Raw genomic sequence first — 17,538 nt, forward strand, 5'->3', positions numbered from 1 at the left:
CACGCGCTTTGACGTGGACACACTCCGTTCTGCGAGTGTTGCGTGAACCTGAACTCCCGCTGTTTCCATGGCGTGTCGTTGGATACGATCACGGCGCGCCGCGTGTTACGGGGCGGTAGGTACATTCCGGCATTGCGCATTGGGGGCGGAAGATGATGCACGAGGACACCGCGGCCGTCGGCCAGGGCGCCGACTGGGAGTGGGCCAGAGCCGAGGACTGGCAGCCGCCGAGCGAACTCGACACTGGCATACCGCACACCGCGCGGATGTACGACTACTACCTGGGCGGCAAGGACAACTTCGAGGCGGACCGCAAGGCCGCCCAGGCCGCGATAGCCGCCTACCCGGCGCTGCCGCTGCTGGCCCGCACCAACCGGCAGTTCCTGGGCCGGGCCGTCGAGTTCGCGGCGGGCCGGGGGATCCGTCAGTTCATCGACATCGGCACCGGCATCCCGGCCGTCGGCTCCACCAACGAGGTCGCCCAGCGGGTCGTCCCGGACGCCCGGGTGGTGTACGTGGACAACGACCCGATCGTCGCCACCCACGCCCGCGCCCTGCTGGCCGGGCACGCGGCCGGGCACACCTCGGTCATCGAGGCCGACCTGCGCGACCCGGAGACCATCCTGCGCAACCCCGCGCTGGCCGCCGCCGTCGACCTCTCCCAGCCGGTCGCGCTGATGCTGGTCGCCGTCCTGCACTTCATCCGCGACGAGGAGGGCGCACAGCAGATCGTGCGCACCCTGCGCGACGCGCTCGCGCCCGGCAGCGCGCTGATCCTGTCCCACGGCAGCCCCGATTTCGCCTCCCGGGAGAGCGCCGCCGAGGGCGCCCGCATCTACAGGAGCGCCAGCGCCCCGCTCGTCCTGCGCCCGCGCGCCGGCGTTGAACCCTTCTTCGGCGACTTCGAGTTCGTCGGCCCCGGCCTCGTCCAACTCCCGCTCTGGCGCCCCACCGCCGGCCACGTCCCCACCACCGACCTCCCCGAGGGCTGGCAGGACGTCTCCGCCTACGCGGGCGTCGCCTTCAAACACTGAGCGACCCCGTACGACAGCCCGGTCCCGGCACCTCCCTCCTGCGCCGGGACCGGCCGTCGAAGGCTATGGCGGGCCACTGACACTGCTGACCGGATCGGCGAGGACGCCCCGCGGCGCCTCGCCGTACAGGCCGAGCATCCGTGTGTACCGGGAGAAATTGGCGCGACAGGGCGCGGTGCGCGGTGTTGGCTTCCGCGGAATGGAACCCCTGAGCGACTCCGAGATCCGCGCGTCCTTCGTCAACTGCTCCAAGGGCGAGGCCCGTCGGCTCAACCTGCCCCGGGGGCTGGCCGAACTGCCCCTGGGAGAGCCTGGACTTCCTCGGCTGGCGGGACCAGGGCGCGCCCGACCAGGGCGCACCTGGTGGCGCCGCACGGCGGTGAGGTGGTCGGGGTGACGCTGCGCTCGCCGATGGTCCGGCGCAGTCTGACCAAGAGCAATGTGTGCTCGCTGTGCATCACCGCGCACGCCGGGTCGGGCGTCGCGCTGCTCGCGGCCCGTCGGGCCGGGGCGGCGGGGCGCGAGGGCAACACCGTGGGCACCTACATCTGCGCCGACCTGGCCTGCTCGCTCTACGTGCGCGGGCTGAAGAAGTCCACCCTGGTCACCCGGCCCGACGAGTCGCTGCCGCTGGAGGACCAGATCGCCCGTACCGTGCTCAACCTGGACGCCTTCGTGGCCCGGGTGCTCACCGACACGGTGGCGTAGGGCGACTACCGTCCGCGCAGCCCGTCCAGCTCGCGGCGCTCCCGCTTGGTCGGGCGGCCGGCGCCGCGGTCGCGTTCGAAGACCGGCGCCACGAACTCGCGCGGCGGCCGCGGCGGGCTGTTGTCGATCAGGCACTCCGCCGCGACCGGGGCGCCGACCCGCTTGCGGATCAGCTTCTGCACCACGACGACCCGCTCGTAACCCTCCTCGCGGACCCGCACCTCGTCCCCGGGCTTCAGGGTCTGGGCCGGCTTGGCCCGCTCGCCGTTCACCCGGACGTGCCCGGCCTTGCAGGCGGCGGCCGCCAGCGACCGGGTCCTGGCCAGCCGGACCGACCAGATCCAGGCGTCCACCCGCACGCTTCCCTCGTGTTCAGCCATCCCACGAGCCTACCCAAGGCCTACCCGAGCCCTAAGCGGCCGAAGGTGCCTCCTGGACCGCCCAGCCGTTGCCGTCCGGGTCGTTGAAGAACACGAAGTTGTTCCAGTCCTCGCCGTGCCCGTCCACCCGCGACCTCGCCACGAAGTGCTGGACCGGGCTGACCGCCACGCCGCGTGCCACGAGTTCCGCGTGCGCCTTCTCGATGTCCGGCACCACCAGTTGGAGTCCCTTCACCGACCCGGGCGCCGAATCGATCACCCCGGTACCCACCACGATCGAGCAGGACGACCCCGGGGGAGTCAGCTGGACCACCCGGACTCCGTCCCGCAGCCGGGTGTCGTGGTCGACCGTAAAGCCGGCCTGCTCCTCGTAGAAGAGCTTCGCACGATCCACGTCCGCCACTGGGACCACTACGACTTCGAGCTTCCAGTCCATCGCCCTCACCCCTCTCGGCCGGGCACTTCCAGTATCCGTCCGGCAGGATTCGTACTGAACCTTCCCCGTCGGGCCGTCCGATAGCCTGAGAGCACGATGAATCCGCAGACCACGCCCGCCGCGACCCCGCCGGCCACCCCGTTGGCCACCCCGTGGGGCACCCTCGACCTCACCCGCTTCCCGGCGGACCCGCGCGAGCGGCTGCGGGCCTGGGACGCCGCCGACGAGTACCTGCTGCGCCACCTCGCCGGTGAGGCGGACAGCGCCGCCGGCGCCCCGACCGAGCTGTCCGGCCGCCGGATCGCCGTCCTCGGCGACCGCTGGGGCGCGCTGACCACCGCGCTGGCGCCGTACGAGCCGGTCCAGATCACCGACTCCCACCTCGGCCGGCAGGCCACCCGGGAGAACCTCGCACGGGCTGGCGCCGCCGTCGACGAGGCCCGGCTGCTCACCACCCGGGACACCCCGCCGGAGCGGATCGACGTTCTGCTGGTGCGCGTCCCCAAGAGCCTGGCGCTGCTGGAGGACCAGCTGCACCGGCTCGCCCCGGCGATCCACCCGGGCACGGTCGTGGTCGGCACGGGCATGGTCACCGAGATCCACACCTCGACCCTGCAGCTCTTCGAGAAGGTCCTCGGTCCGACCCGCACCTCGCTCGCGGCCCGCAAGGCCCGGCTGATCTTCTGCACCCCCGACCCGGCGCTGGATCCCGGTCCCAGTCCGTGGCCGCACCGCTACGCGCTGCCGCCGGACATCGGCCCGGCCTCCGGCCGTACGGTGGTCAACCACGCCGGCACCTTCTGCGCCGAGCGGCTCGACATCGGCACCCGTTTCTTCCTGGCCCACCTGCCGACCCCGGCCCCCGGTGACCGGGTGGTCGACCTGGGCTGCGGCAACGGCGTGGTCGGTACGGCCGCCGCGCTGGCCGGGCCGGGCGCGGAGCTGGTGTTCGTGGACGAGTCCCACCAGGCGGTGGCCTCCGCCGAGGAGACCTTCCGCGCGAACCTGGGCCCGGACGCCCCGGCCGAGTTCCTCACCGCCGACGCGCTCGCCCCGGACGTGTTCGCCCCCGGCTCGGTGGACCTGGTGCTCAACAATCCGCCGTTCCACTCCCACCAGGCCACCACGGACGCCACCGCCTGGCGGATGTTCAGCGGCTCCCGGCGGGCGCTGCGGCCCGGCGGCGAGCTCTGGGTGGTCGGCAACCGGCATCTCGGTTACCACGTCAAGCTGCGCAAGCTCTTCGGCAACTGCCGACTCGTCGCCGGGAACCCCAAGTTCGTGGTGCTGCGGGCCGTGAAGCGCTGAACGACGGCGGTCAGCAGCGCAGCCCGACGCCCCAGCCGCGGCGCTGCGCCTCGGTGACCACCCGGCCCCAGTGGGTGAGGAGTTCGGTCCACCTCTCGAAGTCGCCGACCTCGGTGCCCGGCTCCGCCGCGTACCGGTCGAAGGGCTCGCGCAGTTCCGCCAGCCGGGGCGGCACCCGCTGCCACCACCCGGCCACCACGGGTACGAGGTCCGGCGGCAGCCAGAGCAGCAGCGCCGCGTCCCAGGTGCAGGGCCGCTTCGGCAGTCCGGCGCCCTCCCCGGTGAGGTCCTCCAGGGCGCAGACCCATCGCGCCGGCGTACGGCCTGTCACAGCCCGGCGGCCGACTCCGAGTCTTGCATGGATTTTCCCTCCCGCGTATATTCATGCCACGACGAAGGAGGAACGCCATGGCATTGCGAGTCGCCGTCGCCGGCGCGAGCGGGTACGCGGGCGGCGAGGTCCTGCGCCTGCTGCTCGGCCACCCGGAGGTGGAGATCGGGGCGCTGACCGGCGGCTCGAACGCGGGCACCCGCCTGAGCGCGCTGCAGCCGCATCTGATCCCGCTGGCCGACCGTGTCCTCGAACCCACCACCCCCGAGGTGCTGGCCGACCACGACGTGGTGTTCCTGGCGCTGCCGCACGGCCAGTCCGCGGCCGTCTCCGAGGCGCTCGGCCAGAACGTCCTGGTGGTCGACTGCGGCGCCGACTTCCGACTCAAGGCCGCCGCCGACTGGGAGCAGTTCTACGGCTCCGCGCACGCCGGCACCTGGCCCTACGGCCTGCCCGAACTCCCCGGCCACCGCGCCGCGTTGAAGGGCAGCAACCGGATCGCGGTGCCCGGCTGCTACCCGACGGCCGTCTCCCTGGCGCTTTTCCCGGCGTACGCGGCCGGGCTCGCCGAGCCGGAGGCCGTGGTGGTCGCCGCCTCCGGCACCTCCGGCGCCGGCAAGGCCGCCAAGCCCCACCTGCTGGGCAGCGAGGTCATGGGCAGCGTCAGCCCGTACGGCGTCGGCGGCGTGCACCGGCACACCCCGGAGATGGTGCAGAACCTCACCCCGCTCGCGGGCGAGCCGGTCACCGTTTCCTTCACCCCCACCCTCGTCCCGATGCCGCGCGGCATCCTCGCCACCTGCTCCGCCAAGGCCAAGCCGGGCGTGAGCGCTGACAGCCTGCGCGCCGCCTACACCGAGGCGTTCGCGGACGAGCCCTTCGTCCACCTGCTGCCCGAGGGGCAGTGGCCGCAGACCAGCAGCGTCTACGGCGCCAACACCGCCCTGGTCCAGGTCGCCCTGGACCCGACCGCCGGGCGGATCATCGCGATCAGCGCGATCGACAACCTGGTCAAGGGCACCGCGGGCGGCGCGGTACAGAGCATGAACATCGCCCTCGGCCTGCCCGAGGAGCTGGGCCTTCCCGTGAACGGAGTCGCACCGTGACCAATCCTGTGAACGTCGGCGTGACCGCCGCCAAGGGGTTCCGCGCCGCCGGGGTCACCGCTGGCATCAAGGCCTCCGGTACCCCGGACCTCGCCCTGGTGGTCAACGACGGTCCCTCGCTCGCCGCAGCCGGCGTCTTCACCGCCAACCGGGTCAAGGCCGCGCCGGTGCTCTGGTCCGAGCAGGTCCTCAAGGGCGGCCGGGTCTCCGCCGTCGTCCTCAACTCCGGTGGCGCCAACGCCTGCACCGGCCCGCTCGGGTTCCAGGACACCCACGCCACCGCGGAGAAGGTCGCCGTCGAGCTGGAGCTCAACGCCGGCGAGGTCGCCGTCGCCTCCACCGGCCTGATCGGCGTGCGGCTGCCGATGGACATCCTGCTGCCCGGCGTCACCCTGGCCGCTCAGGAGCTCCGCGAGACCGGCGGCGAGGCCGCCGCGATCGCCATCAAGACCACCGACACCGTGCACAAGACCGCGCAGCTCACCAGCCCGGCCGGCTGGACGGTCGGCGGCATGGCCAAGGGCGCGGGCATGCTCGCCCCGAGCCTGGCCACCATGCTGGTCGTCCTCACCACCGACGCCGACCTGGACAGCGCCGCCCTGGACGCCGCGCTGCGCGGCGCCACCCGCACCACCTTCGACCGGATCGACTCCGACGGCTGCATGTCGACCAACGACACCGTGCTGCTGCTCGCCTCCGGTGCCACCGGCATCACCCCGGACCCGGCCGAGTTCGCCGAGGCCGTCCGCGCGGTGAGCGCCGACCTGGCCCGCCAGCTGATCGGCGACGCCGAGGGCGCCAGCAAGGACATCCGGATCGACGTGACCGGCGCCGCCACCGAGGACGAGGCCGTCGAGGTCGCCCGGACGATCAGCCGCAACAACCTGCTCAAGTGCGCCGTGCACGGTGAGGACCCCAACTGGGGCCGGGTGCTGGCCGCGATCGGTACCACCTCCGCCGCCTTCGACCCGAACCGGCTGGACGTGGCCATCAACGGCGTCTGGGTCTGCCGGGACGGCGGCGTGGGCGAGGACCGCGACCTGGTGGACATGAAGGGCCGTGAGGTCGTCATCACCGCGAACCTCAACGCCGGTACGGCGAGCGCCTCGCTGTGGACCAACGACCTCACCGCCGACTACGTCCACGAGAACAGCGCCTACTCCACCTGAGCCGCGCCATCCGTTCCGATAAGGGAAACCCGTGCAGATCGCACCCAAGGGCGAACAGGCCCGCAACAACACCGCGTTGCCCAAGGCCATGACGCTGATCGAGGCGCTCCCGTGGCTGGAGCGCTTCCACGGCAAGACCGTCGTGATCAAGTTCGGTGGCAACGCCATGGTGGACGACAGCCTCAAGGCGGCCTTCGCCCAGGACGTCGTCTTCCTCCGCTACGCCGGACTGCACCCCGTCGTGGTACACGGCGGCGGCCCGCAGATCAGCGCCCAACTCGACAAGCTCGGGCTGGAGTCCAACTTCACCAACGGCCTGCGCGTCACCACCCCCGAGACCATGGACGTGGTCCGGATGGTGCTGGCCGGCCAGGTTCAGCGCGAGCTGGTCGGCCTGCTGAACGAGCACGGCCCGTTCGCCGTCGGCATGACCGGCGAGGACGCCCACACCATGACCGCGGTCAAGCGCTACGCGGTGGTGGACGGCGAGCAGGTCGACATCGGCCTGGTCGGCGACATCGTCAACATCGAGGCCGGCGCGGTGAAGGCGCTGATCGCCGACGGCCGGATCCCTGTCATCTCCTCGATCGCCCGCGGCGCCGACGGCCACGTCTACAACATCAACGCGGACACCGCGGCCTCCGCCCTGGCGGTCGCGCTGGGCGCCGAGATGCTGGTGGTGCTCACCGACGTCGAGGGCCTCTACAAGGACTGGCCGAGCTCCGACGACGTGATCAGCCAGCTCACCGCGAGCGAGCTGGACGAGCTGCTGCCGGGCCTGGCCACCGGCATGCTCCCCAAGATGGAGGGCTGCCTGCGCGCCGTCCGCTCCGGCGTGGGCACCGCCCGCGTGCTGGACGGCCGGGTCCAGCACAGCCTGCTGCTGGAGATCTTCACCGACGAGGGCATCGGCACGATGGTCGTGCCGGACGACGAACCGACCGTGACCGGGGGACTGGCATGACGCACAACGAGCAGCTCGCCCACCGGTGGCAGCACGCGTTCACCGACAACTACGGGACCCCCCGCATCCCGTTGGTGCGCGGCGAGGGCGTCAAGCTCTGGGACGCGGACGGCAAGGAGTACACCGACCTGCTCGGCGGCATCGCCGTCAACGCCCTCGGCACCGCCCACCCGGCCGTGGTGGAGGCGGTCAGCCGGCAGATCGCCACCCTGGGGCACGTCTCCAACCTGTTCATGGCCGAGCCGACCATCGCCCTCGCCGAGCGGCTGCTGAAGCTGGACGGCCGCGAGGGCGGCCGGGTGTTCTTCTGCAACTCCGGCGCCGAGGCCAACGAGGCCGCCTTCAAGATCAGCCGGCGGACCGGCCGCACGCACCTGGTCGCGCTCCAGGGCGGCTTCCACGGCCGGACCATGGGCGCCCTCGCGCTCACCGGCCAGCCCGCCAAGCAGGACCCGTTCCGCCCGCTGCCCGGCGACGTCACCCACGTCCGCTTCGGCGACGTCGAGGCGCTGCGCGCCACCGTCACCACCGAGACCGCCGCCGTCTTCCTGGAGCCGATCCAGGGCGAGAACGGTGCCATCCCGCTGCCGGACGGCTACCTCAGGGCCGCCCGCGAGATCACCCGGGCCACCGGCACCCTGCTCGTCCTGGACGAGATCCAGACCGGCATCGGCCGCACCGGCCACTGGTACGCCCACCAGGCCTTCGAGGGCATCGAGCCGGACGTGGTCACCCTGGCCAAGGCGCTCGGCGGCGGCCTGCCGATGGGCGCGGTGCTGGCCTTCGGCGAGGCGGCCGAGCTGCTCACCCCGGGCCAGCACGGCACCACCTTCGGCGGCAACCCGGTGGCCGCCGCGGCCGGGCTCGCGGTGCTGGACACCATCGAGTCCCAGGGCCTGCTGGAGCACGTCCGCAAGATCGGTGACCGGCTGCGGCTCGGCGTCGAGGCGATCGGCGACCCGCTGGTCGCGCACGTGCGCGGCGCCGGCCTGCTGCTCGGCATCGTGCTCACCCAGCCAGTCTCGGCCAAGGTCCAGGCCGCCGCGCAGGAGGCGGGCTTCCTGGTCAACGCCGCTGTTCCGGACGCCGTACGGCTGGCGCCGCCGTTGGTGCTGACCGAGCAGGAGGCGGACGCCTTCCTGGCAGCGCTGCCGGGCATCCTCCGGACGGTGCGCGAGAGCGCCCCGGCCGATGCGAGTTGACCGTCGTCCGGGAGAATAATCACATGACCGATTCCCACTCCGGCCCCTCCGCCGCCGGCCCGACGCCGCAGGTCCCGCAGACCCGCACCGCGCGTCACCGGCGGATCGTGGACCTGCTCACCCGCCAGCCCGTGCGTTCGCAGAGCCAGCTCGCCAGGCTGCTCGCCGACGACGGACTCGTGGTCACCCAGGCCACCCTCTCCCGGGACCTGGACGAGCTGGGCGCGGTCAAGATCCGCAACCGGGACGGCGCGCTGATCTACGCCGTCCCGGCCGAGGGCGGCGACCGTACGCCGCGCGCACCGATGGGGGAGTCGGCCAGCGAGGGCCGGATGGCCCGGTTGGCCGGCGAGCTCATGGTCTCCGCGACCGCCTCGGGCAACCTGGTCGTGCTGCGCACCCCGCCCGGGGCCGCGCAGTTCCTGGCCTCGGCGATCGACCAGGCCGAGGTGTTCGAGATCATCGGCACCATCGCCGGCGACGACACCGTGCTGCTGATCAGCCGCGACCCGTCCGGCGGTCAGGCGCTCGCCGACCACCTGATGCAACTCGCCCAGGCCAAGGCGCAGTAACACCTCGACCCCCGAAACCCCGGCCATGGGGACAACTCCGGCCGGGGTTTTGTGTTTCATACGGCGTCGTGCATACTTATGCCATCCACTGCACATGTGTGCCGCACACCCATACGTGTAAGGAGCCACCGCGATGACCGCCCAGCAGTCCTCCGACGTCCGCCTCTGGGGCGCGCGCTTCGCCGACGGCCCGTCCGAGGCGCTGGCCAAGCTCTCCGCCTCGGTCCACTTCGACTGGCGCCTCGCCCCGTACGACATCGCCGGCTCCAAGGCCCACGCCCGGGTGCTGCACAAGGCGGGCCTGCTCTCCGACGAGGAACTCGCCGCCATGCTGGCCGGCCTCGACCAGCTGCTCGCCGACGTCGAGGCGGGCACCTTCACGGGCACCGTCGCCGACGAGGACGTGCACACCGCCCTGGAGCGCGGCCTGCTGGAGCGCCTCGGCGCCGACCTCGGCGGCAAGCTGCGGGCCGGGCGCTCGCGCAACGACCAGATCGCCACCCTGTTCCGGATGTACCTGCGGGACCACGCGAAGACCATCGGCGGCCTGCTGCTCGACCTCCAGCACGCCCTGGTCGGCCTGGCCGAGGCGCACCCCGACACCGCCATGCCGGGCCGCACCCACCTGCAGCACGCCCAGCCCGTCCTCTTCGCCCACCACGTCCTCGCGCACGTGCAGGCCCTCGGCCGGGACGCCGAGCGGCTGCGCCAGTGGGACGCCCGCACCGCCGTCTCGCCGTACGGCTCCGGCGCGCTGGCCGGCTCCTCGCTCGGCCTCGACCCGCAGGCCGTCGCCGCCGACCTCGGCTTCGAGGGCGGCTCGGTCGGCAACTCCATCGACGGCACCGCCTCGCGCGACTTCGTCGCCGAGTTCGCCTTCGTGACCGCGATGATCGGCGTCAACCTCTCCCGGATCGCGGAGGAGGTGATCATCTGGAACACCAAGGAGTTCGGCTTCATCACGCTGCACGACGCCTTCTCCACCGGCTCCTCGATCATGCCGCAGAAGAAGAACCCGGACATCGCCGAGCTGGCCCGCGGCAAGTCCGGTCGGCTCATCGGCAACCTGACCGGCCTGCTGGCCACCCTCAAGGCGCTGCCGCTCGCCTACAACCGGGACCTCCAGGAGGACAAGGAGCCGGTCTTCGATTCCTGCGACACCCTGGAGGTGCTGCTGCCTGCGTTCACCGGGATGATGGCCACCCTCACCGTGCACCGGGAGCGGCTGGAGGAGCTGGCCCCGGCCGGCTTCTCGCTCGCCACCGACATCGCCGAGTGGCTGGTCAAGCAGGGCGTGCCGTTCCGGGTCGCGCACGAGGTGGCCGGAGCCTGCGTCAAGGTCTGTGAGGCCCAGGGCATCGAGCTGTCCGACCTGACGGGCGAGCAGTTCGCCTCGATCTCCGAGCACCTGACCCCCGAGGTCCGCTCGGTGCTCAGCGTGCACGGCGCCATCGCCGCCCGCAACGGGCGCGGCGGCACCGCCCCCTCGGCCGTCGCGGTCCAGCTCGCCGAGGTCAAGGCGGACCTGGCGCGGCAGCAGGAGTGGGTGTAGGGGCTGTCTTTCGGGTCCTCGCCTGATCCGACAGAACCCAGGAGACGGCCCCAGGGCTGACCCCCGGCACGACGGGGGAGGGGCGCGGCGGTCCGACCGGCGCGCCCCTCCCGCGTACGTGCCCCGGCTCGGGCGTAACCGGGCCCGCCCGGGCCCGTCATGCACGGTGTGTGCACAGCCCTTCCGCCCGTCCCCTCCGCCGAGGACGTCTACCTCGCCGAACGCCGCCGCCGGGTGGTCCGCGAGACCGTCGCCGCCCTGCCCGGCCGCTGCCCCCAACTCGTCGCCGCCCTCGCCGAGGACCCGCCGCCGACCTACCGCGAACTCTCCGCACGCCTCGGCATGCCGCGCGGCTCGATCGGCCCCACCCGCTCCCGCTGCCTGGCCTGCCTCCGGCTGCTGCTCCACGCGGAGCGCTTCCTCTGAGTGACCGGGGTGATTCTCCCCACCCTCGCCCCACCCCTCCCGCCACTCCCCCGCCGTGACACTCGCCACTGTCCGCCCCCCGAAGGTTGAGGGAAGCTGACGCCCGGGTAGAGCGCTGGCGAACGCCACTTTTGACGGTGGCGCGATCGCTCGGATACTGAGCGTGAGCGCGCCACCCTCTGCGCGCCGGGCACGACGACTGGGGAGGCCCCTCCACATGGGCATGAGCGTGATCATCTCGGCCGCGGTGGCCGAGGATGCCGAGCAGATCCTCAAGCTCCAGTACCTGGGCTACCAGCCCGAGGCGGAGCTGTACGGCGACTGGGCGATAGAGCCCCTGACGCAGACCCTGGAGAGCCTGCGCGCCGAACTGGCCGAGCAGCACGTCCTGGTCGCCCGGCTGGGCGAGGAGGTGGTCGGCACCGTCCGTGGCCACGTCGACGCCGAGGGCATCGGCCGGATAGGGCGTCTGGTGGTCCACCCCCGGATGCAGCGGCACGGCCTGGGCGGACGGCTCCTGGACGCCCTGGAGCGCCGCCTCGTCGAGGACGGCCGCCCGGTGACCGCCTACCGTCTGTTCACCGGCCACCGCAGCCTCGGCAACCTGCGCCTCTACGCCCGCCAGGGGTACCGGCAGACCGCCGTCGAGCAGGTCAGCAGCCGGCTGAGCTTCGTGCACCTGGAGAAGTCCGCCGCGACCCCGCTCGCCGCGACCGCCTGACCCCCCGCCCGTACGGGCCCGGCCCCGGCGCCGCCACCATTCGGACAGGAAGGTGGCGGCGCCGAGCCGTATCACCGCTGGTCAAAGGCGTGAGTGTCCGAAATGCGGACGTCTCTGCCGAAAAATTGGGCGCAATTCAGCTGATCTGTTTTACTGGCTCACATGGCTGCGACGACGAACTGGACCCCCTCCGGCACGCTGCCGGCAGGTGAGCGTGCCATGTGCCGTCGAATGTGTCACTGCTGAGGGCCACCGCCCCCGGCACTCCTCTGAGAGTGCCTCCCCCTCGCGCCCCGAAGCGAGACTCCGGCACCGCTCCCGTCCGTGCGAGCGTGCCTTCCCTCCCGGAACCCCTCCCTCCGGCGTGCCCGCACACCCGCGGCCGCCGCTGACCCGTAAGGGCCGTGCCGTCGCGCGGCCCGGCCGCCCAGCGGTCACGATCAAGGGCGGCAGGTCCGGATCCCCCTGGCGAAGCGTCGTAGGACACCGCCGACCGCAACCCCGGTCGGGCGGTCGACACGCCGCCCGCCCCCGACCCCCGGAAGCAGCTGTGATCACCACCACGGACCTCACGAAGGTCTACCGTTCCCGAGGCCGCGAGGTGACCGCTCTCGCCGGCGTCGACCTGCACGTCCGTCCGGGCGAGGTCTACGGAGTCGTCGGCACCAGCGGTGCCGGCAAGTCCACCCTCATCCGCTGCGTGAACATGCTGGAGCGCCCGACCTCCGGCACCGTCACCGTGGACGGGGTCGAACTCACCACGCTGTCCGGCGGTGAGAACCGGGCCGGCCGGGAGCTGCGCGAGGCGCGCCGCCGGATCGGCATGGTCTTCCAGCACTTCAACCTGCTGTCCTCGCGGACGGTGCAGCAGAACGTCGAACTCCCGCTGGAGATCAACGGCCTGGACCGCACTCAGCGCCGCCGCAAGGCCGCCGAGCTGCTGGAGCTCGTCGGCCTCGGCGAGAAGGCCCGCAGCTACCCCAACCAGCTCTCCGGCGGTCAGAAGCAGCGCGTCGGCATCGCTCGCGCCCTGGCCGGCGACCCCAAGGTGCTGCTCTCCGACGAGGCCACCTCGGCCCTCGACCCGGAGACCACCCGCTCGATCCTCAAGTTGCTGCGCGACCTCAACCAGCAGCTGGGCCTCACCGTCCTGCTGATCACCCACGAGATGGACGTCATCAAGACCGTCTGCGACTCCGCCGCCCTGATGCGCGGCGGCCGGGTGGTCGAGTCCGGGAAGCTCACCGAGCTGCTGGCCGAGCCCGGCTCCGAGCTGGCCCGCGAGCTGTTCCCGCTCGGCGAGTTCGGCACCGGGCAGCCCGGTTCCACCGTGCTGGAGATCACCTTCCAGGGCGACACCTCGGCCCAGCCGTTCGTCTCCCAGCTCGCCCGTACCTACCAGATCGACATCAACATCCTCGGCGCCGCCGTCGAGACCATCGCCGGCCGGATGGTCGGCCGGATGCGGGTCGAACTGTCCGGCGGCCACCAGGACAACGTGGTGCCGATCGGCTACCTGCGCGAGCAGGGCCTGCAGGTGGACGTGATCGGTGCGGCGAACGGAGCGGTGGCATGACCTGGGACCAGATGCAGGAGCTGATGTGGCCCGCCACCCAGGAGACCTTCCAGATGGTCGGGGTGTCGGCGGCGGTCACCGTGCTGCTCGGCCTGCCGCTGGGCGTGCTGCTGGTGCTCACCGACAAGGGCGGCCTGCTCGCCAACCGGGCGGTCAACAAGGCCATCGGCTTCGTGGTGAACATCGCCCGCTCGGTGCCGTTCATCATCCTGATGATCGCGCTGATCTCCTTCACCCGCTGGCTGGTCGGCACCTCCATCGGCTGGCAGGCCGCTACCGTGCCGCTCACCGTCGGCGCCATCCCGTTCTTCGCCCGCCTGGTCGAGACCTCCGTCCGTGAGGTCGACCGCGGTCTGATCGAGGCGGTGCAGTCGATGGGCGGCAGCACCTGGACGATCGTGCGCAAGACCCTGCTGCCCGAGGCGCTGCCCGGCATCGTGGCCTCGATCACCACCACCGTCATCACCCTGATCAGCTACTCCGCGATGGCCGGCACGGTCGGCGGTGGCGGCCTCGGCACCCTCGCCGTCAACTACGGCTACCAGCGCTTCGAGACGGCATTCATGTGGGTCATCGTGGCCGAGCTGGTGATCATCGTCACCGCCGTCCAGTTGATCGGCGACTTCGCCGTCCGGCGCCTCGCCCACCGCGGCCGCGGCGGCGGCCGGACCCGGCTGCTCGGCCGCACCCCGACGACTCCGGACCAGGACCTCGTCGCCTCCTAGACCTCCCTCGTCCGACCCCGGACGCGGCTCCCCGCAACACGCAGAAAGGCACTTTTCGTGCGCAACGCCCTGAAGTTCACCAGCGTCCTCGCCACCGCCGGCCTCGCCCTCTCGCTGGCCGCCTGCGGCAGCTCCGGGTCCTCCTCGGACCCGAACGCGCCGCTCAAGGTCGTCGCCAGTCCCACCCCGCACGGGCAGATCCTCAAGTACGTCAAGGACAACCTCGCGGACAAGGCCGGCCTCAAGCTCGACATCAAGGAGGTCACCGACTACGTGACCCCCAACACGGCGGTGCAGGACGGGTCGGCCGACGCCAACTACTTCCAGCACGTCCCGTACCTGGAGGACTTCAACAAGAAGCACGGCACCGACATCGTCTCGGTCGAGACCGTGCACCTGGAGCCGCTGGGCCTTTACTCCAAGAAGGTCAAGGCGATCACCGACCTGCCGGACGGCGCCACCATCGGCCTGCCCAACGACGCCACCAACGAGGGCCGCGCGCTCAAGCTGCTCGCCGACAACAAGCTCATCACCCTCAAGGACGGCGCCGGCACCACCGCCACCCCGGCCGACGTGACGGGCAACCCGAAGAACCTCAAGTGGAAGGAGCTGGAGGCCGCCCAGCTGCCCCGCTCGGTCTCCGACCTCGACGCCGCCGTCATCAACGGCAACTACGCGATCGACTCCGGCCTGAAGCCGGCCACCGACGCGCTGGTGCTGGAGAAGGCCGAGGGCAACCCGTACGCCAACATCCTCGCCGTCAAGAAGGGCAGGGAGAACGACCCGCGGGTCAAGAAGCTCGCCGAGCTTCTGCACTCCGACGAGGTCAAGAAGTACATCAACGACACCTTCCAGGGCTCGGTCATCCCGGCCTTCTGATCGTCACTGATCGTCATGCCGTCACACCCTGACGTCCGACCGGGCCCCCGCCGTACCTCGGCGGGGGCCCGGTCGGGCAGTATGCACCCAGGGACGCCCCGGCCGACCGCGTTCTGACGTACCGTCGTGCGGGCGGCGCACCGCGTGGTACCCGGGGCGCGACGGGGGCGTACGGTGTTGTGTTCACGACCCGGCGAGGAGAGACGGCATGGCAGCGAGCTTCCCCGAGACCGCCATCAGCACCGAACGGCTGCTGCTGCGTCCCCTTGCGGAGGATGACGCCCCCGGCCTGGCCACCATGATGGCCGACGACCTCGTCCTGGCCTGGACGGATCTCCCGCACCCGTTCACCCGGGACTACGCGGCCGACCTCGCCCGCACCCTCGCTCCCGCCCACCGGGCCGAAGGCCGCGGCATCGTCTTCGCCGTCACCGAGCACCTCACCCAGCGCCTGGTCGGCCTGGTCGAACTGCGCAACACCGACTGGCGGCTGCGCACCACCGAGATCTCCTACGTCACCGCCGTCTGGGCGCGCGGCGAGGGCTACGCCCCGGAGGCCGTCCTCGGCGTCGCCCAGTGGCTGTTCGAGGACCGCGGCTTCCTGCGCCTGGAGATGCGCACCGCCGCCGGGAACACCGCCGCCCAGCAGGTCGCCCAGAAGATCGGCGGGATCAGCGAGGGCGTGCTGCGCAGCGCCTGGATAGTGCGGGGCGAGTCCGGTGAGGTGGTGGAGGAGAGCCGCAGCGACCTGATCCTGTGGAGCCTGCTCCCGGAGGACCTGGAATCGCCCGAACTGCACCGGGACGGCTGGCACGGCGACCACCGCTACGTGCTGCGCGACTGATCCACCGCCCGTTGCCGCGGTGAAAGCACCCGGTCACCCGATCGGCACGGACATGTGTACGAGATGTCGGCCGTCAGGGCCCGTCCTCGGGGGATCACACCCGGTAGCCTCTGCACCGGCGCCGCACAGCCGGCGCGACGAGCCGCGCATCGAGTCGAGGGAGAACGGCCGCAGATGGCTGACCGGATCACGGTCATCGGGTGGGACGGAACGCCGCTGACCGAGGCCGCCGGTGCGGCCCTCGCCGCCGCGACCCTGGTGGCCGGCGCGCCCTACCAACTGGGCGCCCTCCCCGTACCGGACGCCGCCGAGCGGATCGCCCTCGGCAACATCCAGCAGGCTGCCAAGAAGATCGCCGAGCACCGCGGCGCCGCCGTCGTGGTCGCCGAGGGTGACCCGGGCTTCTTCGGCGTGGTGCGCACCCTGCGCAGACCCGAGTTCGGCCTCGAACTCGAGGTCCTGCCCGCCGTCTCCTCCGTCGCCGCAGCCTTCGCCCGGGCCGGGATGCCCTGGGAGGACGCCCAGGTGGTCAGCGCGCACGGTGGTCGGCTGCGCCGCGCGGCCAACATCTGCCGGGCCCACCCCAAGGTCGCGGTGCTCACCGCGCCGGGTGCCGGTCCGGGCGAACTCGCCCTGATGCTGCGCGGGGTGCACCGGACCTTCGTGGTCTGCGAGGCCCTCGGCACCCCGGAGGAGGACGTCACCGTCCTGACCTCCGACCGGATCGCCGACCACGTCTGGCGCGACCCCAACGTGGTGCTGGTGATCGGCGGTACCGCCCAGGCCGGGACGGTGGACGAGGCGGCCGGCTGGTTGGCCGGGCGCCCGGTCGGTTACCCCGGCGCGGAACGCGGCTGGGCGCTCCCCACCGACGCCTACGCGGGCGCCGGGCGCACGGAGGGCGGAGCGGGCGCGTCGGATGCGCTCCCCGCGCACGTCCGCGCGCTGGTGCTGGCCCGTCTGGGTGCACGGCCCGGGGACCTGGTCTGGTCGGTCGGCGCCAGCAGCGGCGCCCTCGCGGTGGAGGCGGCCCGGTTCGGCGCCGCCGTGGTCGCGGTGGAGGCCTCCCGCTCGGCCTGCGCCCGGCTCACCGTCAACGCCCGCCGGTACGGCGTCGAGGTGGAGACCGTGTACGGCCACGGCCCCGAGGTGCTGGGCGGACTGCCGGAGCCGGACGCGGCGGTGGTGGAGTCCGGTGGCCTCGACGTGGTGCGCGCGGTGCTCGCCCGCAAGCCCGAGCGCTTCGTCGCGCTGGCCCGCACCTTCGCCGAGGCGGAGGAAGTCCGCCGGGCCATCACCGAGGCCGGCTACCGGGCGGACGGCGCGCTGCTGCAGTCCACTCCGCTGCGCCCCGCGGGGGAGGGCGGCGGACTGGAGCTCGGGGAGGGCGCGGGCGGCGCACTGCTGCTCTGGGGTGAGCAGATCGTGTGAAGGCCTCGGGTGAGTGCCGGGACCGCCGCGCAGGCTCGGCGGTGATCCAGGTCGCATCCGGACACTGATTCGAGAGGTCACCGCGCCGGGCCGGTAGTGTGGCGTCCCAGGCGGCTGCAGCCGTCGGCGACCCGCCCGATTCGGTCGGTTTGTCACCTTTTTTGACGTGGTGCA

The 17,538-nt window shown here is 72.2% G+C and carries 18 protein-coding genes and 1 pseudogene; 16 read left to right on the forward strand and 3 right to left on the reverse strand.

Annotated elements, in window-relative coordinates:
* Positions 1–152: 152 nt before the first annotated feature.
* On the forward strand, positions 153–1,034 hold the full coding sequence (locus ACWC9T_RS28435; RefSeq protein ID WP_449823900.1) for an SAM-dependent methyltransferase: 882 nt from the start codon (positions 153–155) through the stop codon (positions 1,032–1,034).
* 199 nt (positions 1,035–1,233) lie between these two features.
* Positions 1,234–1,742, forward strand: a pseudogene (locus ACWC9T_RS28440) (FBP domain-containing protein).
* A 5-nt stretch (positions 1,743–1,747) separates the two neighbouring features.
* On the opposite strand, the gene ACWC9T_RS28445 reads toward ACWC9T_RS28440, so the two are convergent.
* Both ACWC9T_RS28445 and ACWC9T_RS28450 read right to left on the reverse strand, forming a co-directional pair.
* Positions 1,748–2,122: an RNA-binding S4 domain-containing protein gene (locus ACWC9T_RS28445; RefSeq protein WP_449823901.1), complete on the reverse strand. Its 375-nt coding sequence runs from the start codon at positions 2,120–2,122 to the stop codon at positions 1,748–1,750.
* A gap of 31 nt (positions 2,123–2,153) precedes the next feature.
* Positions 2,154–2,558 carry a VOC family protein gene (locus ACWC9T_RS28450; RefSeq protein WP_449823902.1) on the reverse strand — a complete coding sequence of 135 codons (405 nt, stop codon included), beginning with the start codon at positions 2,556–2,558 and terminating at the stop codon, positions 2,154–2,156.
* Between the two features lie 96 nt (positions 2,559–2,654).
* On the opposite strand from ACWC9T_RS28450, the gene ACWC9T_RS28455 reads away from it, so the two are divergent.
* Positions 2,655–3,866, forward strand: coding sequence for a methyltransferase (locus tag ACWC9T_RS28455; RefSeq protein WP_449823903.1), 1,212 nt, complete (start codon positions 2,655–2,657; stop codon positions 3,864–3,866).
* 10 nt (positions 3,867–3,876) lie between these two features.
* Here the strand turns inward: ACWC9T_RS28455 and ACWC9T_RS28460 are convergent, their stop codons facing one another.
* Entirely contained in the window at positions 3,877–4,197 is a 321-nt protein-coding gene (locus ACWC9T_RS28460; RefSeq protein ID WP_449823904.1) for a hypothetical protein, read from the reverse strand.
* A gap of 77 nt (positions 4,198–4,274) precedes the next feature.
* On the opposite strand from ACWC9T_RS28460, the gene argC reads away from it, so the two are divergent.
* The 13 genes from argC (at position 4,275) to cbiE (ending at position 17,364) form a co-directional block, all read left to right on the forward strand.
* Positions 4,275–5,303: an N-acetyl-gamma-glutamyl-phosphate reductase gene (gene argC / locus ACWC9T_RS28465; protein WP_449823905.1), complete on the forward strand. Its 1,029-nt coding sequence runs from the start codon at positions 4,275–4,277 to the stop codon at positions 5,301–5,303.
* On the forward strand, positions 5,300–6,472 hold the full coding sequence (gene argJ / locus ACWC9T_RS28470; RefSeq protein WP_449823906.1) for a bifunctional glutamate N-acetyltransferase/amino-acid acetyltransferase ArgJ: 1,173 nt from the start codon (positions 5,300–5,302) through the stop codon (positions 6,470–6,472). The genes argC and argJ overlap by 4 nt, the downstream gene beginning before the upstream one ends.
* 88 nt (positions 6,473–6,560) lie before the next feature.
* On the forward strand, positions 6,561–7,436 hold the full coding sequence (gene argB, locus ACWC9T_RS28475) for an acetylglutamate kinase (RefSeq protein ID WP_449823921.1): 876 nt from the start codon (positions 6,561–6,563) through the stop codon (positions 7,434–7,436).
* Positions 7,433–8,638, forward strand: a complete 1,206-nt coding sequence (locus tag ACWC9T_RS28480) for an acetylornithine transaminase (protein ID WP_449823907.1) — start codon at positions 7,433–7,435, stop codon at positions 8,636–8,638. The genes argB and ACWC9T_RS28480 overlap by 4 nt, the downstream gene beginning before the upstream one ends.
* A gap of 23 nt (positions 8,639–8,661) precedes the next feature.
* Complete coding sequence (locus ACWC9T_RS28485; protein ID WP_355669871.1) at positions 8,662–9,210, forward strand: arginine repressor; 549 nt, start codon at positions 8,662–8,664, stop codon at positions 9,208–9,210.
* Between the two features lie 133 nt (positions 9,211–9,343).
* Positions 9,344–10,762, forward strand: coding sequence for an argininosuccinate lyase (gene argH / locus ACWC9T_RS28490; protein WP_449823908.1), 1,419 nt, complete (start codon positions 9,344–9,346; stop codon positions 10,760–10,762).
* Positions 10,763–10,930: 168 nt separating this feature from the next.
* Positions 10,931–11,188 carry a hypothetical protein gene (locus tag ACWC9T_RS28495; RefSeq protein WP_396249483.1) on the forward strand — a complete coding sequence of 86 codons (258 nt, stop codon included), beginning with the start codon at positions 10,931–10,933 and terminating at the stop codon, positions 11,186–11,188.
* Between the two features lie 217 nt (positions 11,189–11,405).
* Complete coding sequence (locus ACWC9T_RS28500) at positions 11,406–11,909, forward strand: GNAT family N-acetyltransferase (RefSeq protein WP_449823909.1); 504 nt, start codon at positions 11,406–11,408, stop codon at positions 11,907–11,909.
* 550 nt (positions 11,910–12,459) lie between these two features.
* Positions 12,460–13,485: a methionine ABC transporter ATP-binding protein gene (locus ACWC9T_RS28505; protein ID WP_449823910.1), complete on the forward strand. Its 1,026-nt coding sequence runs from the start codon at positions 12,460–12,462 to the stop codon at positions 13,483–13,485.
* Positions 13,482–14,210 (forward strand): methionine ABC transporter permease, encoded by a 729-nt coding sequence (locus ACWC9T_RS28510; RefSeq protein WP_449823911.1) that lies wholly within the window; start codon positions 13,482–13,484, stop codon positions 14,208–14,210. The genes ACWC9T_RS28505 and ACWC9T_RS28510 overlap by 4 nt, the downstream gene beginning before the upstream one ends.
* A gap of 57 nt (positions 14,211–14,267) precedes the next feature.
* Positions 14,268–15,089 (forward strand): MetQ/NlpA family ABC transporter substrate-binding protein, encoded by an 822-nt coding sequence (locus ACWC9T_RS28515; protein ID WP_449823912.1) that lies wholly within the window; start codon positions 14,268–14,270, stop codon positions 15,087–15,089.
* Between the two features lie 208 nt (positions 15,090–15,297).
* Positions 15,298–15,933 carry a GNAT family N-acetyltransferase gene (locus tag ACWC9T_RS28520; protein WP_449823913.1) on the forward strand — a complete coding sequence of 212 codons (636 nt, stop codon included), beginning with the start codon at positions 15,298–15,300 and terminating at the stop codon, positions 15,931–15,933.
* Between the two features lie 174 nt (positions 15,934–16,107).
* Positions 16,108–17,364, forward strand: coding sequence for a precorrin-6y C5,15-methyltransferase (decarboxylating) subunit CbiE (gene cbiE, locus ACWC9T_RS28525; RefSeq protein WP_449823914.1), 1,257 nt, complete (start codon positions 16,108–16,110; stop codon positions 17,362–17,364).
* The last annotated feature ends 174 nt before the right edge of the window (positions 17,365–17,538 follow it).

The organism is Kitasatospora sp. NPDC001159 (assembly GCF_053598235.1).

Excerpts from the sequence above, each read along its gene's own strand:
- ACWC9T_RS28510 (WP_449823911.1), top strand. The coding sequence starts at position 13,482 with ATGACCTGGGACCAGATGCAGGAGCTGATGTGGCCCGCCACCCAGGAG.
- argH (WP_449823908.1), top strand. The coding sequence starts at position 9,344 with ATGACCGCCCAGCAGTCCTCCGACGTCCGCCTCTGGGGCGCGCGCTTC.
- cbiE (WP_449823914.1), top strand. The coding sequence starts at position 16,108 with ATGGCTGACCGGATCACGGTCATCGGGTGGGACGGAACGCCGCTGACC.
- ACWC9T_RS28450 (WP_449823902.1), bottom strand. The coding sequence starts at position 2,558 with ATGGACTGGAAGCTCGAAGTCGTAGTGGTCCCAGTGGCGGACGTGGAT.
- ACWC9T_RS28520 (WP_449823913.1), top strand. The coding sequence starts at position 15,298 with ATGGCAGCGAGCTTCCCCGAGACCGCCATCAGCACCGAACGGCTGCTG.
- ACWC9T_RS28485 (WP_355669871.1), top strand. The coding sequence starts at position 8,662 with ATGACCGATTCCCACTCCGGCCCCTCCGCCGCCGGCCCGACGCCGCAG.
- argC (WP_449823905.1), top strand. The coding sequence starts at position 4,275 with ATGGCATTGCGAGTCGCCGTCGCCGGCGCGAGCGGGTACGCGGGCGGC.
- ACWC9T_RS28455 (WP_449823903.1), top strand. The coding sequence starts at position 2,655 with ATGAATCCGCAGACCACGCCCGCCGCGACCCCGCCGGCCACCCCGTTG.
- ACWC9T_RS28500 (WP_449823909.1), top strand. The coding sequence starts at position 11,406 with ATGGGCATGAGCGTGATCATCTCGGCCGCGGTGGCCGAGGATGCCGAG.
- argB (WP_449823921.1), top strand. The coding sequence starts at position 6,561 with ATGACGCTGATCGAGGCGCTCCCGTGGCTGGAGCGCTTCCACGGCAAG.
- ACWC9T_RS28445 (WP_449823901.1), bottom strand. The coding sequence starts at position 2,122 with ATGGCTGAACACGAGGGAAGCGTGCGGGTGGACGCCTGGATCTGGTCG.
- ACWC9T_RS28480 (WP_449823907.1), top strand. The coding sequence starts at position 7,433 with ATGACGCACAACGAGCAGCTCGCCCACCGGTGGCAGCACGCGTTCACC.
- ACWC9T_RS28435 (WP_449823900.1), top strand. The coding sequence starts at position 153 with ATGATGCACGAGGACACCGCGGCCGTCGGCCAGGGCGCCGACTGGGAG.